This window comes from Oceanobacillus alkalisoli, assembly GCF_022213125.1.
GTDB classification, from domain to species: domain Bacteria; phylum Bacillota; class Bacilli; order Bacillales; family Amphibacillaceae; genus Oceanobacillus; species Oceanobacillus alkalisoli.
Map to the genome: position 1 here is coordinate 885030 of NZ_JAKNRA010000001.1, position 16540 is coordinate 901569.

17 protein-coding genes are annotated in these 16540 nt (G+C 42.5%); 7 read left to right on the forward strand and 10 right to left on the reverse strand.

The window, feature by feature from the left end; genetic code table 11:
- Position 1: 1 nt before the first annotated feature.
- Positions 2–451, forward strand: a complete 450-nt coding sequence (gene gerQ / locus L3V42_RS03970; protein ID WP_235761907.1) for a spore coat protein GerQ — start codon at positions 2–4, stop codon at positions 449–451.
- Between the two features lie 75 nt (positions 452–526).
- Positions 527–778 carry a hypothetical protein gene (locus tag L3V42_RS03975; protein WP_235761908.1) on the forward strand — a complete coding sequence of 84 codons (252 nt, stop codon included), beginning with the start codon at positions 527–529 and terminating at the stop codon, positions 776–778.
- 278 nt (positions 779–1056) lie between these two features.
- Here L3V42_RS03975 and L3V42_RS03980 read toward each other — a convergent pair whose 3' ends face one another.
- The 5 genes from L3V42_RS03980 to L3V42_RS04000 all read right to left on the reverse strand — a co-directional run bounded on the left by L3V42_RS03980 (position 1057) and on the right by L3V42_RS04000 (position 4111).
- Positions 1057–1425 carry a DUF423 domain-containing protein gene (locus L3V42_RS03980; protein ID WP_238471374.1) on the reverse strand — a complete coding sequence of 123 codons (369 nt, stop codon included), beginning with the start codon at positions 1423–1425 and terminating at the stop codon, positions 1057–1059.
- 16 nt (positions 1426–1441) lie between these two features.
- Entirely contained in the window at positions 1442–1750 is a 309-nt protein-coding gene (locus L3V42_RS03985; protein ID WP_235761910.1) for a DUF5327 family protein, read from the reverse strand.
- Between the two features lie 79 nt (positions 1751–1829).
- Complete coding sequence (locus L3V42_RS03990) at positions 1830–1991, reverse strand: hypothetical protein (RefSeq protein ID WP_235761911.1); 162 nt, start codon at positions 1989–1991, stop codon at positions 1830–1832.
- Positions 1992–2113: 122 nt separating this feature from the next.
- Entirely contained in the window at positions 2114–2416 is a 303-nt protein-coding gene (locus L3V42_RS03995) for a phasin family protein (RefSeq protein ID WP_238471375.1), read from the reverse strand.
- Between the two features lie 3 nt (positions 2417–2419).
- A complete protein-coding gene (locus L3V42_RS04000) occupies positions 2420–4111 on the reverse strand; it encodes an ABC1 kinase family protein (RefSeq protein ID WP_238471376.1) in 1692 nt (563 codons plus the stop codon).
- 124 nt (positions 4112–4235) lie between these two features.
- On the opposite strand from L3V42_RS04000, the gene L3V42_RS04005 reads away from it, so the two are divergent.
- Positions 4236–5582, forward strand: a complete 1347-nt coding sequence (locus L3V42_RS04005; protein WP_238471377.1) for a YjiH family protein — start codon at positions 4236–4238, stop codon at positions 5580–5582.
- A 334-nt stretch (positions 5583–5916) separates the two neighbouring features.
- Here the strand turns inward: L3V42_RS04005 and L3V42_RS04010 are convergent, their stop codons facing one another.
- The 5 genes from L3V42_RS04010 to L3V42_RS04030 form a co-directional block, all read right to left on the reverse strand.
- Positions 5917–6903, reverse strand: a complete 987-nt coding sequence (locus L3V42_RS04010) for an acyltransferase family protein (RefSeq protein ID WP_238471378.1) — start codon at positions 6901–6903, stop codon at positions 5917–5919.
- A 192-nt stretch (positions 6904–7095) separates the two neighbouring features.
- Positions 7096–8490, reverse strand: coding sequence for an L-cystine transporter (locus L3V42_RS04015; RefSeq protein WP_255783382.1), 1395 nt, complete (start codon positions 8488–8490; stop codon positions 7096–7098).
- Between the two features lie 336 nt (positions 8491–8826).
- Positions 8827–9267, reverse strand: a complete 441-nt coding sequence (locus L3V42_RS04020) for an OsmC family protein (protein ID WP_235761916.1) — start codon at positions 9265–9267, stop codon at positions 8827–8829.
- Between the two features lie 121 nt (positions 9268–9388).
- The gene (locus L3V42_RS04025) at positions 9389–10180 is read right to left on the reverse strand and encodes a TerC family protein (RefSeq protein ID WP_238471379.1); all 792 of its coding nucleotides are present in this window, start codon (positions 10178–10180) and stop codon (positions 9389–9391) included.
- A gap of 343 nt (positions 10181–10523) precedes the next feature.
- Positions 10524–12263, reverse strand: coding sequence for a phospho-sugar mutase (locus L3V42_RS04030; protein WP_238471380.1), 1740 nt, complete (start codon positions 12261–12263; stop codon positions 10524–10526).
- 120 nt (positions 12264–12383) lie between these two features.
- Between L3V42_RS04030 and L3V42_RS18260 the strand changes: the two genes are divergently transcribed.
- The 4 genes from L3V42_RS18260 (at position 12384) to recQ (ending at position 16536) form a co-directional block, all read left to right on the forward strand.
- Positions 12384–12506 carry a hypothetical protein gene (locus L3V42_RS18260; protein ID WP_255783383.1) on the forward strand — a complete coding sequence of 41 codons (123 nt, stop codon included), beginning with the start codon at positions 12384–12386 and terminating at the stop codon, positions 12504–12506.
- A gap of 303 nt (positions 12507–12809) precedes the next feature.
- On the forward strand, positions 12810–13904 hold the full coding sequence (locus L3V42_RS04035) for an AI-2E family transporter (RefSeq protein ID WP_238471381.1): 1095 nt from the start codon (positions 12810–12812) through the stop codon (positions 13902–13904).
- A 227-nt stretch (positions 13905–14131) separates the two neighbouring features.
- Positions 14132–14320, forward strand: a complete 189-nt coding sequence (locus tag L3V42_RS04040; protein ID WP_235761920.1) for an SE1832 family protein — start codon at positions 14132–14134, stop codon at positions 14318–14320.
- A gap of 71 nt (positions 14321–14391) precedes the next feature.
- On the forward strand, positions 14392–16536 hold the full coding sequence (gene recQ, locus L3V42_RS04045) for a DNA helicase RecQ (protein ID WP_238471382.1): 2145 nt from the start codon (positions 14392–14394) through the stop codon (positions 16534–16536).
- Positions 16537–16540 lie beyond the last annotated feature (4 nt).

Genomic DNA, 16540 nt, shown 5'->3' on the forward strand with positions numbered 1-16540 from the left:
AATGAGTGAAGAAAAAGAAACAAATCAGAATCAGGAGCAACAAAGCTTTTATTCGTATTCAAATCAGGCGTATTATCCGCAGCAGCAACAGCAGATGTATGGATATTATCCAATGTATCCTGCTGTTCGGCAAATGGCACCCCCCCAGCAGCAAGCAGGAAACCAAGGTATGCTCCCGCTCGAGCAATCGTATATTGAAAATATTTTGCGTTTAAACCGCGGGAAGATGGCAACCGTTCACATGACGTTTGAAGGGAATAACAGCCGCACCTTTACAGGGATCATCGAAGCTGCCGGGAGAGACCATATTATCTTAAGCGAAGAAGGAACCGGCCGTCGCGTGCTTCTCCTCATGGTCTACTTGGATTATGTCACTTTTAACGAAGAAATCAACTACGACTATCCCTTCGCCGCAACCGACCAACAATTAGCCAACTACTCACCACGGTAAAAAATTATTTTCCAGATAACAAAAGGATGGCAAGTTGATTTGCCATCCTCATTTTCAATTAAAGGGGTGAAACCAGTGAAACAGACTTATGAAAAGGTCATACAGCTTGAGCTCCTGACGTTAGGCCTGTCCGTTGTGCTTGGTTTCATCGCCCTTTTCCAGAGTTCCATCTTCCTCGTCATTTTTTCCTTTTATCTGCTCGGCATCAGCTTAATCTGTGACGCATACAGCCATCAGTACACATCATCCCGCATGCTCCAAGGCAAGAAGCAGCTCATTCGTGCAGCTGTCATCCTCCTGCTCGCTAGCGCTCTTTTCCTTTTATAAATGTGTGTTCAAAAAGGAGGAAAAAAAGGACCGAGGTCGGCTAAATAAGCATCGTCCTGTTGCAACGCCGACACTAGCACATCCTGTGCGTCGAAATTCGAGGCGGCGAAGCTCCCGGCGCCGGAATGTACGTTCGCAGGTACATGAGGAGCGGAAAAGCGAGCCAACGAGCTTCCACAGGAAGTGGTGAGTTCTACGTTGTCCACAGGACGTGGACGGTCTTAGTAGAACCCCCCATTCACGAAGTGTCATTTTTACCGGACTTTTTTGAACATCCTCTATAAATGTTTTACTACGGCCGTGCCAAGCAAGACCCAACCAACAAGGAAAGAAACCCCACCGAATGGCGTAATCATTGCCAGCGTCCGAACACCTGTCATTGAGTACAAATACAAACTGCCGGAAAACAGAACGATTCCGAGGACAAACATCCAGCCTGCCCACGTAATACTTGCCGCCTGAACTTTCAACATTAAGATTCCCGTTGCAAGAATCGCTGACGTGTGAAACATTTGATAATTAACCGCTTTTTCCCATGTTCCTAATTGTTTTTCCGTCAGTCTGCCTTCAAGACCGTGCGCACCAAAAGCTCCTAAAGCAACGGCTAGAAACCCGTTAATGACACCGATTAGTAATAATGCTTTCATTTTTCACTTATCCCCTTTAAAAGTCAAAAATTGAATCGCCATTTGCTTCCCCGTAATCTGGTTTCGCAGGCGCATTCTGATCTCCTATTACCGAGCTCTTCTTATTCCCAAGCATCGCCTTAATTTCTTGTTCGGAAAACGTGTTTTGTGATTGTGATGCCCGGACTTCTCTGACAGGCTCACCTGCTTCTTCAAGAAATAATTCAGCGAGCAATTTAATATTATTTATATTTGTAAGAAAATCTTGGCCGCTCTCTTCTCTTTCCATTGCAGCGTTAAGTTCCTTCATCATTTTTGTTAGGACTGTTTGATTCTGCATGCTCATCTTGTCACTCCTTTAAGTGTTCTGCAGTTCCTTTCATTATAGCATGAGTTGAGACACACAAAAAAGCCTCAGCATGCCGCTAAGACTCCTGCTCGGATTTTCGAGGGTTACCCGCTTCCCCTAATTGCTGTTCCTCTACATACCGATTGTAAAGCCATGATAAAAATTCCAGTTCTTTTTGCTCTAAAGCCCTTCCCAAGCTTGTCTCCGTGTTTAAGCAAAACTGATTATATTCTTCCAAAGCTTTACTGCCCCCTCTGAAAGGTCGAGTGTTTGGGTCAATTATAAAGTACATTCTTTTCTTTTTCAAGAACTTCACAGAAAAAAAGGAACCGGCTGATTATTCAACCAGTTCTCTTTAATTTATTCTTGGTTCTCCAATTTTAATTCCAGTTCTGTAATTCGTGCATTTAGCGCTGCGATGTCTTCTTTTGTAGCAAGACCAAGCTCTTCCGCTGCCTTACGCTTCTGTTCATCTTGTTTTACAGACCATTCTTCGGTTTTCTGTTCACCCTTTTCAATGAAATCATTCATCATCTGTTTCGCCTGTTCTTGGGAAATTTCATTTTTTGAAACGAGTTCATCGAGCTTGCTTTGTAATTTCTCTTTGCTGGCAATTGCAGCTCCAAGACCGAGTAAGAAACCTTTTTTTAAGTAATCTGCCATCACTTACACCCCCTTTTTATTTTGCTTGCGTATCATTCTGCGATGGAATAGTAATAAGATATTCAATAAAATAAGAAAAACAGCGGCAATCATCCAGCCGGTGTAACGGATAGCAACTTCACCAATCGTATAGCTGTAAATACTGATGAATGTTCCTGCTACTACCATAATAAAGGAAAAAACCTCTAATAGTAAATAGTATTGATGTTTCATTTTTATATGAAGTTTCTCTTTATCCCAAACCCTGTCCCGTTCCCCGCTTTCAAGGAAATTGAGAAGCGCTCGCGGATAGGACAGCAATGGATCGGTCGCATTTTTCACATATTGCTTTGTAACGGATTCGACGATACTCTTCATGCCGAACCAATCCTTAATTTCATCTTTCCCCCATTTTACGATATCAATCTCCGGATTAATCGCATATAAAATTCCTACTACAATCGAGATTGCCCGGAGCAGGTAAGCATAATCGGCGGGCAGCTGGATTGGCTGTTCTTTCACAACTTCACTTACCTCATCGAAAACTTGATTAATCGTCTGGGTATTTAAGTTTTTTAATGAACCAGCGGAATACATTTCCACTGCATCAATAATCACTTCTTTAATCTTCTTTTTATTTGCATGCGGCAGGAGAAAATTCATTTTATCCAATGCATCGATAACAATATCGTAATTATCGATAATAAACCCTTGGATAAGCAATTTAAAATTATCCGTATCCTGCTTTTTAATCTCGCCTATCATTCCGAAGTCGATAATGGCAACCGTTCCGTCTTTACGCAGGAGAATATTTCCAGCATGTGGATCCGCATGGAATTTTCCAGGATTAAGAAATTGATCGATATAGAAGTCGAAGAGATTTTTAGAAATCTGTTCCCTGTTCAAACGATTGTTTACGAAGAATTCGGTGTTCGTAATCTTTTCCCCTTGAATCCATTCCATCACCAGAATACGCCTCGTGCTTAATTCTTCATAAAAATGCGGAATATGAATATGTTCCATGTCACCGTAACGCTCCGTAAAGTATTGACCGAATTCAAGTTCTTGGCCATAATCAAGTTCTCGTTCCATAACGGTGACAAGTTCATGGTACAGTGCTTTTAAATCTGCTTTCTTTCCAAAGTTTGTAAACACTTTAAGAATCCAGAACACCATGCGGAGTGCGACGAAATCCTTATGGAAAACTTCTTCTATCCGGTAGCGTCTAACTTTAATCGCAACTTCCTGGCCACCCTTTAAAATACCGTAATACACTTCACCGATCGATGCGGAAGCGACGGATTGCTTCTTGATATATTTCACATGTTCCTCCATGTTTTTTCCCCAGTCTTCCAGGAGAATCTTTTCCGCATTTTCAAAGGGCATTGGCGGCACATGATCGACAAGTCCGGTTAACTCCTGGATGAAAACATCAGGAAGGAAGTCGGTTCGCGTACTTAAAAATTGTCCTACTTTAATAAGCACACCGCCGAGACGTTCTGCCGTCTCCCGATATTTCCTCGCAAGCTTATATAATAAATTGTTCCACTTCTTCTTCGTCTGTTCATCCCATACAGAGTGCAGAAGCAGAAACACATATATTCTCGTTATAAAGGAAATCGTGAGGGTGATAATTACTACATAGCGATACAAAAAATTATACTTGAGCAGCTTCCGCAAACCAATCACCTCTGTTCCTATATTCCCTACTTTCACCTTATCTTAACCATCTGATTTACACAAACGCAAAGTTAAGAATTCATTGAAATTAATTAGGCTATTGCATGTTTTATCACCTAGTTGTATAATTATGCAGTATGTTAGTTTGGAGGATGAAGAAATGTTAAAAGGATATACATGGAAGAACTATTTATTATTTATTATCCCTTCCCTAATCGGGATTCTTTTATTTATTACCCCAGTTTCAACAGGAGACGGGACGACAATACCAATTGCACTGCTCGCAGGATTTGTTGAGGAAGCATTAGCTTCTTATCTATCATTGATTATGATGTTGATCATTGTGATTACAGCAGTTTTTACGCTAATTGGTTTTATATCAAAAGGTAAAGTTTATGCAAAAACACCATTCTTTGAGCAATTATTTACTACTTCATTATTTTGGACCGTAACCCGTACACTCGCTGCAGTGTTTGCAATCATGGTCTATTTCAAACTTGGTCATGAAGCATTTTACAGCCCGGATACAGGCGGGACATTGTTGGATGGACTACTCCACACCTTATTCGCAGTCTTTTTCTTCGCTGGCTTATTTTTACCGCTGTTAACGAACTTCGGTTTACTTGAATTCTTCGGCACATTAATGACGAAAATCATGCGCCCTGTGTTCAAGCTGCCGGGACGTTCATCGATTGATGCCCTCGCTTCTTGGGTTGGAGACGGGACGATTGGAGTCCTTCTTACGAGCAAGCAGTATGAGGACGGCTTTTATACGAAGCGGGAAGCGACCGTCATTGGGACGACATTTTCCATCGTATCGATCACATTCTCCTTAGTCGTGTTATCCGAGGTCGGTCTGGAGCATATGTTTGTGCCGTATTACATTACGATTGTGATTGCCGGCTTTGTGGCCGCACTTATTATGCCGCGGATCCCACCCCTTTCCCGAAAAAAAGATAGCTATATCGACGGGCGTATTGATGTTCTGGATGAATCGATTCCTGAAGGCTATAACACAATCAGTTACGGGATGAAAAATGCGTTGGACCGTGCGAAGAAAGAAACGAATGTGTATAAATTCTTTAAAGAAGGCTTCCAGAATATTTTAGATATGTGGATGGGAGTTGCTCCTGTCGTGATGGCGTTCGGTCTCATCGCCCTGATTGTTGCCGAATATACACCATTCTTCAGCTGGATTGGCGCTCCATTTATTCCGCTTTTGGAACTGATGCAGGTGCCACATGCTGTTGAAGCATCCGAAACCATTCTGATTGGTTTTGCGGATATGTTCTTACCAGCAATCATCGGCTCGGGTATCGAATCTGAGATGACAAGATTCATCATTGCTGCTTTATCGGTGACACAGCTCATTTACCTATCAGAAGTTGGTGGATTATTACTAGGTTCCAAGATTCCAGTATCATTCATCGACCTAATCGTTATCTTCCTACTACGGACGATTATTACACTGCCGATCATTACACTAATCGCGCATTTCTTGTTTTAAAATCAGGATGGAATGGATACGGAATGCTTTTACCGAATGAACGAGAACTTTTTGGTGGTTCAGGTGGTGAGAGAGTTTATAAACGACCGGTGGCGCTAGGCTTATGGCCAAGCCGATGATGAGACTTATAAACGACCATTCAAGCTACGTTCATCGGATTTAAGCAAGACAGAACGGCTACCCGAACAAGCAGCCCACCCCCGCCCCGATTACAAAAGTCGAAAAAAGCAGTGAATCCACACCAGATTCACTGCTTTTCTCATTTTTCATCCCAATATCTAGTACCAATATCTAGTACTTAAAGTAGGACATTGCCTCTGACCCCATTGTCCCATTAATTCAGCTTTTCTCTTAGGAGGGTGGTTCGGCCTTCGATAAGTGGTTGGAAGATGCCGAGTACTGGTTTCCACGCTAAGAGATAGACGATTCCCGCTGAGATGGCAGCTAGACCGATAACGTCGATTGGACCGTCAACAGAGAAGATCCCTGCCTCGCGGAAGTACTGGATAAAGAATCCATGTAATAAATAGACGTAGAGTGTTCGCGTCCCGAGATGGGTAACACCTTTTATCCGTTGTTGCGGAATCCAGGCAAGGACACTGATAACCATCAATGCCGACCCTGCATAAACAAGCAAGCGGACAAACCCTCCATAACTCTCCACCCCTAAATCACCATACGATTTCGAAGCGAGCAACCAGCCAGTATTAATTTCCGGCAGATAATAGATTAAGACAGCGAACAGGACCATAATGGCAATACCTGCTATTTTGACAGCTTTCTTCTTCACTAGCATTAATTGTTCTTCCGTCAGCCAGTAACCGATTAGGAAAAACGGGAAAAAGACAAATGTCCGCGATAAACTAAGTGTATGACCAATCTCGCCAAAATAACCAACTACAATTCCGATAAGCAAGGCGAGACTAATGCCTATTGCTGGCTTCATTCTCTTAAAATACTCGAGTAATAAATGCCAGCAAAACAGACTGATTAAGAACCAGAGTGACCATTGCGGATAAATTAAACTGGCCTGCCACCCCGTTTTACCAATGAGGTAATAAAAACCCGTGTACAGTGTTTGAAAAATAACATATGGCATAAGCAATTTGTTGACGAGCTTCCAGATATATTTGCTATCCCCTGCTCCCCTCGCGAAAAAGCCAGAGACTAAAATAAAGGCTGGCATATGGAAAATATAAACCCATGTATATAACGTGTTCATACCAAGTGAGTCTGCTACAAACGGTTGAATCAAATGACCAAACACTACGAGGAAGATCAATATCGTTCTTGCATTATCAAAATACGCATTTCTTTCCATTGTTCTTCATCCTTTTTGTTCATGATTATTTTATTCGTGGGTAAAACCATTGTACCCGCTCCTATCCTAAATAACTGGAATGATGCAGCGTTTTCACCGATTTGTTAGCCCTATGTAAACTAGATGACAATATGTAATAAAATTGAAATCAAAAAACCGTCCCTTTGTAGAGACGGTTTTTGGATCGTAATCTTATATCGTTGCTTCGTCTGCAACGGAATCTTTATCATTAAATATACTCGGATCATGTGTACCAAGAACACGGGATGTCAATGTTCCAGCCACCATGCTTCCGTTCACGTTCAGTGCAGTACGTCCCATGTCAATCAATGCTTCAACAGAGATCAAGAGACCAGCTAGACCTACTGGAAGTCCCATGGATGAAAGAACGATAATCGCTGCGAATGTCGCTCCACCGCCAACTCCAGCTACACCAAATGAACTGATTGCTGTAATGATTACAAGTGGAATCAGGAAATCCAATGCTAATGGATTGATCCCAGCAGTTGGTGCAATCATTACGGCAAGCATAGCCGGATAAATTCCAGCACAGCCGTTTTGCCCCATCGTCGCACCAAATGACGCGGAAATATTGGCTGTTCCATCATCCACTCCAAGTCCGTTTTTCTGTGCTTGAATATTAATTGGGATTGTTCCAGCACTAGAACGGGATGTGAATGCAAAGGCAAGCGCAGGGAAAGCTTTTTTCACATAGATTAGCGGGTTCAAGCCACCGATTGATACAAGAATAAGGTGAATCGCGAACATAACGATTAATGCTACATAAGAGGCAAGAACGAATTTACCAAGTTCAATCACTCCTGCATAGTTCGTTGTTGCAACCATATTTGTCATCAGTGCGAGCACTCCGTATGGTGTCAAGCGCAGAATCAATGTAACGATCCGCATGACGACCGTATAAATTGCATTCACACCTTTAACGAAAAGCTCTGCCTGTTCCGGCTGTTTCCTTCTGACGCCGAGAACAGCGATACCTGTTATAAAAGAAAAAATAACGACCCCGATAACAGATGTCGGGCGTTCTCCTGTCATATCAAGGAATATATTATTCGGAATAAAGTTTAAAATTCGCTGTGGTGTTGTCTGTTCCTCCATACCTGCATAACGCTCTTCCAGGGAACTTGATCGCTCGTTCTCTTCCTGTCCCGCCTCAATTTGATCAGCAGAAAGGTCAAAGACAAGAGCAGAACCGATTCCGACTATTGCTGCGACCATCGTTGTACTAATTAAAATTCCAATGACCCACCCGGCCATTTTGCCAAGTTGCTTTGTTTTCTCTAAGTTAATGATTGCCCGGATAATAGAAACCATCACAAGTGGCACAACAATGAGCATGAGAAGACGGACATAACCGCTCCCTACAATTCCGTACCAATCGAGTGTTCCAGTTAATATAGACGAACCTGCTCCGTAAATAATCTGTAAAACGGCGCCAAGCACGATTCCAAGTCCCATTGCGGTAAACACGCGTTTCGCAAAGGATACGTATTTCTTCTGCATCATATACAGCAGCCCGAGAATCGCCAATAAAACAATAATATTTATAATAATAAAGACAATATCCATCGTGTTCCTCCTATTTTCATTATTCGAATGAATTTCATCATTACCAAAGTCGGCTTTTCCATCACCACATGTAGCTGGAAACGAACCTACTCAACTACATATGGTGATGATGAAGCATTAAAGACGTATTATGAAATTCATTAATTCCTATGGAATTAATACGGTATAGACTATACTATGAATTAAAAAGATGTGCAAGAAATTAGTTTATCAGGGAAACTTGACTTTTGATTAGCTTCTCACCGTTATCAAACGCTATTCCCTTATTTAAAGAAATAAGGCCTATTTTCAAGCAAAAGAAATGATCCCGCACTGTAAAGAGGCGGAATCACTGGTTCAACTTAAATCAGGCTGGAGTTCAAGCTCAACGTTCCCCTTAATCGCACGGGAAATCATACAGCTTGTTTCTGCTTTTTCGACTAGTTTTTTTAATTTCTCATGTTCCTTATCCGTTGCAGAAGCTTTTAAGACAACGGTTGGCTTATGGATAATCTTTTTATACGTAAATATGCCATTCGTCACATCGACAACCGCTTCTGCGTCATGGGACATTTCTTTCAGCGGCAAATCGGCCCGTTCGATCATGGCCGCGAGTGTGATGACATAACAAGTTGCAGCTGCTCCGAGCAGCATTTCGTCCGGATTCGTGCCGACACCAGGACCATCCATCTCAGGTGGGATTGAAATCTCGGCCTTTAAATTTCCAGCATCAATCCGGCCGACACTATTTCTTCCACCCGGCCAGTCCGCTTTTAAATAAAAATGATGCTCCGCCATGTAATCACCTCTTCGGTTAGATTGTAGCATAATTTTTGCTATTTCCTTAGCAGGTTGCTTAAAGAGAAAAAACCGAGGAATACCCACGGTTTTTATCTCCAATAGCTTGTCTAACAAGCGGTTATGAAATTTCTTTCGTATCCATCGTCGTTTTCTTCGATGAGAACCAGCCAATGACTGCGATGAGGACAAGTACGATATAAAATGCCAGCTTCCAGCCTGTTGTATGCGGGAATCCTTGTGGAATAAGCGCGACATCTTGATGGGCTAGGACGAGAACAGCAAGCTTCACACCAACCCAACCGACAATGAGAAACGCCGCAACTTCCAGCCCTGGACGTTTGGCAAGTAATCCGACGAAAACATTTGCAGCAAAACGCATAATGATTAATCCTACCATTCCGCCAATAAACACAACAGCGAACTGACCGGCGTCAAGACTTCCGATCTCACCTAACCCAGTGGCTGGTAACGCAACAGCTAGTGCAACAGCAGCAAGGATGGAGTCGACCGCAAAGGCAAGGTCAGCAAATTCCACTTTAAGTACCGTGAGCCAAAACTCTTTCGGTGTTGCTTCTTTAAGCGGCTCCGTGTCTTTTGTAACATCCGCTTCTTCTTGACGTTTCGGTTTGAAGCGGTCGTATAAGTTTTTAAATGAAATTCCAAGTAAATATAAAGCTCCTAACGCTTGAATCCACCAAACTTCCACGAGGAACGAAATAACGAATAAGGAACCGAACCGAAGGACAAAGGCACCAGCCAGTCCATAAAACAAAGCTCTTTTCCGTTGTTTTTCCGGTAAATGTCTTACCATAATAGCTAAGACAAGCGCATTGTCTGCAGCAAGCAGACCTTCTAGACCGATTAATACGATCAATACCCATAAATATTCTAAAATTAAATCTGCACCCATTCGTACACACTCCTTCTCCTGCTTTTTTCAGCATTGTTTTAGCCACAAAAAAATGGCCTTTTTACAGATAAAGGCCACAGAAAAAGACCTTTACCTGTGATGGGTAAAGGTCTCGCTAACAACAGTTGTTGCCAATCAAGCCGGAGATGGGTATCTCGTAATGACGACTTAAATTGTACAGCTACTCCCCTTTAGGAATCAATCAATAGAGATATTAAACACTATTTCGGATAAAATGTCAATCACTTGCCCATACAGGGTAAAACATATTTGGTTGGTGAAATATTGGAGATACTCTACTATTCCCCAAACAAAAATATTTATACCTGAATAGAACTCCCTGTTACTTCTCGATTATTTCAGCCAAAGATTTATCTAGTGCGGCTTTAATCGTTTCAAGTTTTTCTGTACTTGCCCCGTGACTCGCACTCCGGACACCATAGTAATACTTTAATTTCGGTTCGGTGCCTGACGGGCGGAAGCAAATCCAGCCGTCTTCTTCCAGAATAAATTTCATCATATTCTCTTGCGGCAAGTGAATGGCTTCTATCCGACCAGTCGCTGTATCCGTACGTTCACTCGTTACGTAATTCTCGATCTTTTCCACGCGGATACCAGCAATTTCTTCCATTGGCCGCTCCCTGATTTCTTCCATAATTTTCGCTATCTGTTCTGATCCTTCTTTTCCTTCCAGTGTTAAGGAAGTAAGACCTTCCAAGTAATAGCCATGTTTTTCATATAAAGTATGGAGGGCATCTAACACCGATTTCCCTTTGTTCTTCCAATCTTGAGCCATTTCTGCCGTTAGCATTGCTGCTTGAACCGCATCCTTGTCACGGGTAAATCCGCTTGCTAGGTAGCCGTAGCTTTCTTCATAACCGAACATAAATGTTTCGCCTGTTGAATCAAACCTAGCAATTTTCTCTGCAATATATTTAAAACCGGTAAGTGTCTCAATCGTTTCCACACCATACGCATCAGCAATCGCCCGGCCAAGTTCTGTCGTGACGACCGTTTTGATCATACGGGCATTCCGGTAAACGTTCAGATTACTATGGGATAAAATATAGTCGAGCAACAGAGAGCCAAGCTGATTCCCGGTAAGAACGACATATTCGCCTGACTGATTTTTAACAGCTGCTCCGAGCCGGTCTGCATCCGGATCTGTCGCAAGTAAAACATCAGCACCCACCTTTTCCCCGTATTGCATTGCAAGTTTAAATGCTTGATGTTCTTCCGGGTTCGGTGATTCGACAGTTGAAAATTCCGGGTCTGCCACTGCTTGTTCCTCCACAATTGTGACATTTGGGAAATTCAGTTGTTCAAATCCGCGTGCAACGAGGTCTGTCCCCGTTCCATGGAGTGGGGTGTAAACGATTTTCAAGTCTTTTTCCTGTTTGAGCCCTTCTTCATCCATCTTCGTCATGCCGTAGAGTTTTTCCAAATAAGCCCGGTCGACTTCTTCGCCGAGCCAGTGGAGCAGCAGCTCATCTTCTAATTCCTTCTTGTCGCGGACCGGTACTTGCAGCTCATCCCCCGTAGCTTGAATGGCTGCAGTGATTTGCTCCGCTTCTTCCAGCAATATTTGCCCGCCTTGTTCATTGTAGACTTTAAGCCCATTGTACTGAGGCGGGTTATGACTTGCGGTTATCATAATCCCCGCTGCAGCGCTTAAGTAACGGACAGCGTATGACAAGACCGGTGTTGGCCGGATTGATGTAAAGACGGATGCACGAATCCCGTATGCTCCTAGGACTCTCGCTGCTTCAACTGCAAATTCCTGGGACATGTAACGTGAATCATAGGCAATCGCAACTCCACGCTGTTTTGCATTCACAACATGCTCCAATAAGTAATTTGCCAGACCATTGGCTGCTTTTCGAACGGTATAGATGTTCATCCGATTCGTGCCAGGACCGAGCACGCCGCGGATACCCCCTGTTCCGAATGTCAGCTCCTGATAAAAAGCATCTTCTAATTTCTTCGGATTTGTTTTTAAATCCTTTAATTCGTCTTGGAGGTTAACATCCAAGTTCTTGAAAGCAAGCCATTTCTCATAGGTTTGTTCCCAGTGTTTCGCCATTTCGCTCCCCCTAATATGTATATATATGAGAATAGTAACACAGCATATTCGTTTATTCTATTAATCATGGATAAAATCATGAATTTTTGTTAATAATACTATTATATATTAATAAGTTGAATGAATTTCATAATTACCAAAGTCGGCTTTTCCATCACCATATGTAGTTGGGAACGAACCAACTCAACTACATATGGTGATGGGAAAGCATTAAATACGTATTATGAAATTCATTCAAGTTAAAAGCACAAAAAAGAGGGTATACGTATAATTCAATCCTAGTTGCCTCCACTCAGCGTAAGTGCACTTTCATCTGGAGATCCCTTAGTGCTCAGCCCGAGGAGGCTTCAGCTGTGCCTAAGGATGCGCATCCGTCCACCGGGCAACTGAACGGTGATTAGAGTTCCATAATAAGTGAACGAGCAAACTACTTACGTTGAATGAAAGTAATTAGTAGTTTTTTCGGTTAATTTTGAGTTTGAAATTGGATATAAAAAACCTTAGTAAGTTTGCTAGAAGAATAGATGAGTTGGAGGGAGGATTTTGGTGAGGAATAGACGTTTTTTTGAAGTGGTTATTGGATTGATTCTAATTTTCTTTCTGATTTGGCTCGTGTCGATTACAGATTTTATTTTTATGCCATTGTTTAAATTGGTTGGGGCGGTCGCTTTTCCGATTATTGGGGCGGGGATTCTTTATTATTTGACGAAGCCGCTGATGCGCTTTTTTGAACGGTTTAGAATTCACCGGATTGTGGCGATTCTTATGGTATTCATCATTATTTTGCTCTTGGCATTTCTCTTTGTCATTTATATTTGGCCGATTGTCCGAGATCAGACAACGAATCTGGTAAAAGGAATTCCAGCAATGGTAAAGGTTGTAGAAGATTTCATCAGCTACTGGGAAGCAAATTATACGAGCATTCCTGATCAGGTACTGCAGGCGATTGATGACTTCACTGATAATATTCCTGCTCGGATGGAAGATATCATTAATTATTTATTTACCTTTGTCGGCGGGTTGATTGGTCAGGTCATCAGTATTATTGCGGGGATTGTTTTAATTCCATTTTTCCTTTTCTTTATGTTAAAAGACGGGGAAAAATTATTGCCGTTTATCACGAAGTTTTTCAAACCGAAGAAAGCTGCAAATCTCCGGAGCTTGCTGCTGAAGATTAATCAAGTCTTAACTGCATTTATTCAGGGCCAGTTGCTTGTAAGTTTTTGTGTTGGCGTGCTTCTGCTTATCGGATACTCGATTATTCGTCTGGATTATGCGTTAGCACTTGCTTTATTTGGAATGGTAACGAATGTGATTCCCTATCTCGGACCATTTCTTGCTGTAACGCCGGCACTAATTGTTGGAGCTTTCCAGGATCCGCTGAATATTTTTTGGGTGTCGATTATTATGATTGTCGCGCAGCAGATTGAGAGTAATTTGATTTCGCCTAATGTGATGGGGCAAGTGTTGCATATGCATCCACTGACAATCATTACAGTGATTTTGGCCGCTGGAAGCATCGCCGGCTTCCTCGGCATCCTGTTCGCTGTTCCCTTCTATGCCGTCGTCCGGACGATTATTATTCACTTTTATGAAACGTATGTTGATTCCAAGAGAAATAGAGAAGATGCGTTGTTTTAAAGCAATTTCAGCATAAATATTTTGTTCAGAGCTTTAATCACAAATGAAAATTGCACTTCCGAAATTTGAAACATTAAATAATGAGCCAGATAAGATTTTTTCTCGTAGCAGTCCAGAAGAAAGCTGCACATACCCTGAACGGACAACATTATCTTTTTCCCTAGGAATCTAGCTGGAATCATATTACAATAGAATAGGAAGGATTTGGGAAAGGGGATTGGGAAACGATGAACAAAGAGCAACTTTTAGGTAAATTGGATGAACTGAAGTCGGATTACGTCCGGATTCAAGGTGACATGGATAAATTGGAATACGTAAAAGGCAGAGTCTCCTCAGCAGAAGGCCAACTCGTCCGCCTCGAGGGAGAAATTGCCGAAGTACGGAAACAACTCGAAGAATTCGAGGATGAAGAGTAAAGTTGCGACTTTACTCTTCTTTTTACGCGAAAATATGATACGATTATTTTCATAGAAAGGAGTGTAAGGACATGCTTGTCAAAGAAAAAAACATTCTGCAAACCTACTTCGGTTACGGTGCATTCCGCCCCGGGCAAGAAGAAGCAATCAGCTATATACTCGAACGAAAAAACACACTTGCTGTCATGCCTACAGGCGGAGGTAAATCTCTAATCTATCAAATCCCCGGATTATCCATGGAAGGTACTGCAATCATCATCTCCCCTCTTATTTCGCTGATGAAAGATCAGGTGGATGGACTTGTATCCCTTGGAATTGCTGCAACCTATATCAACAGTTCCCTGTCTGCCGCTGAACAGGATATGCGGATGCGGGAAATTGCTGCTGGCAGATATAAATTCGTCTATGTCGCACCAGAACGTTTTGAGTCCTTTCGTTTCACTGAGCTCATGCAAGGGATTCATATTTCCCTTGTCGCTTTTGATGAAGCACATTGTATTTCCCAGTGGGGACATGATTTCAGGCCAAGTTACCGCTCGATTGTGCCACGGTTAAAAGAATTTGGTAATATTCCTGTTTTTATCGCGCTTACTGCAACAGCAACAGAGGAAGTTGTCGCAGATATCCAATCCCTTCTCGGCATTGCGGGCGAACAGACAGTGAACACTGGTTTTGCAAGGGAAAACCTATCCTTTCATGTCGTAAAAGGGAAGGATAAACAGACGTATATCCGTAGTTTTCTTACTGAACATAAAAATGAGCCCGGCATTATTTACACGGCGACCCGGAAACAAGCGGATAATCTACATACGCAGCTGAGCCAGCGTGGATTTTCCGTTGCGAAATATCATGCCGGGCTTACAGAACTCGAGCGGCAAGAAGCACAAGCCGCCTTTCTTCATGATGAAGTTACGGTTATGATTGCGACGAATGCATTTGGAATGGGTATCGATAAATCAAACGTTCGTTTTGTAATCCATTATGCAATGCCGATGAATATTGAATCCTATTACCAGGAAGCTGGAAGAGCCGGCCGGGACGGGGAAGCGAGTGACTGTATTCTCTTATTTTCTCCGCAGGATGTGCAAGTTCAGAAGTTTTTAATTGAACAATCGATGCTGGAAGATGATGCGAAACAAAATGAATACCGCAAGCTTCAGGCGATGATTAATTACTGTCACACCCATGGGTGTCTCGCAACTTTCATTCTGGATTATTTTGATGATACCGTGCAACATGTAAACTGTGAACGCTGCAGCAATTGTACGGAACTGCAGGAGAAAACGGATATTACGGAAGAGGCGCAGATGATTCTATCTTGCGTGAAGCGAATGAATGAACGGTTTGGTGTCAGTATGACGGCGAAAGTGCTGAAAGGTTCCAGGGATAAAAAGATTATTCAATTCGATCTCAACCGACTCACCACATATGGACTGCTTTCTCGCTATACGGAGAAAGAGATCACCGAAATGATTCACTTTTTAATTGCGGAAAATATACTGGCAATTGAAGAAGGACGTTATCCGACAATCCGCTTGAACCAGAATTCTGTCGACGTTTTAAAGGGAGAGCGGCCAGTTGAGATGTATACCGCCCCAATCCCAACGACAGGAGATTCCGATTTCCATGTTGGATTGTTCACCGAATTGCGGGCACTTCGAAAAGAAAAAGCCGATGAGAAAAATGTACCGCCGTATATTCTCTTTTCCGATGCCACGCTAAAAGAACTAAGCCGATATTTCCCGCAATCGAAAGAAGAAATGCTGCAAATCAAGGGAATTGGTGAAGTGAAGTTCGAGCAATACGGGGAAAGCTTCCTTGCCTTGCTTCAAGACTGGCGGGCACGTAACCCAGATGTGGAGGAGAAAGTGCTCATTTCCGCCGACACACCGGCTGTCCGGAAAAAGAATACCGATGACGAAGGGCCGAGCCATCTCGCTAGCTACAATCTTTTCCAATCAGGCAAAACAATTAAAGAAATTGCTGCAATCCGTGGCTTCAAGGACCAGACGATTGAGAATCATTTGTTTAAAGCGTATAAAGAAGGATTTACCCTTGCTTGGAATATCTTTTTCAATGAGGAAGAAGAAGCGGAAATACTGAAGGCAAAAGAAGAAACCGAAGAAGAACGGCTGAAACCGCTGAAAGAAGCGTTACCTGAAGGATATACGTATTTGAAAATTAAAGCGGTATTAGTGAAAAACGGAATGATGTAGTGGG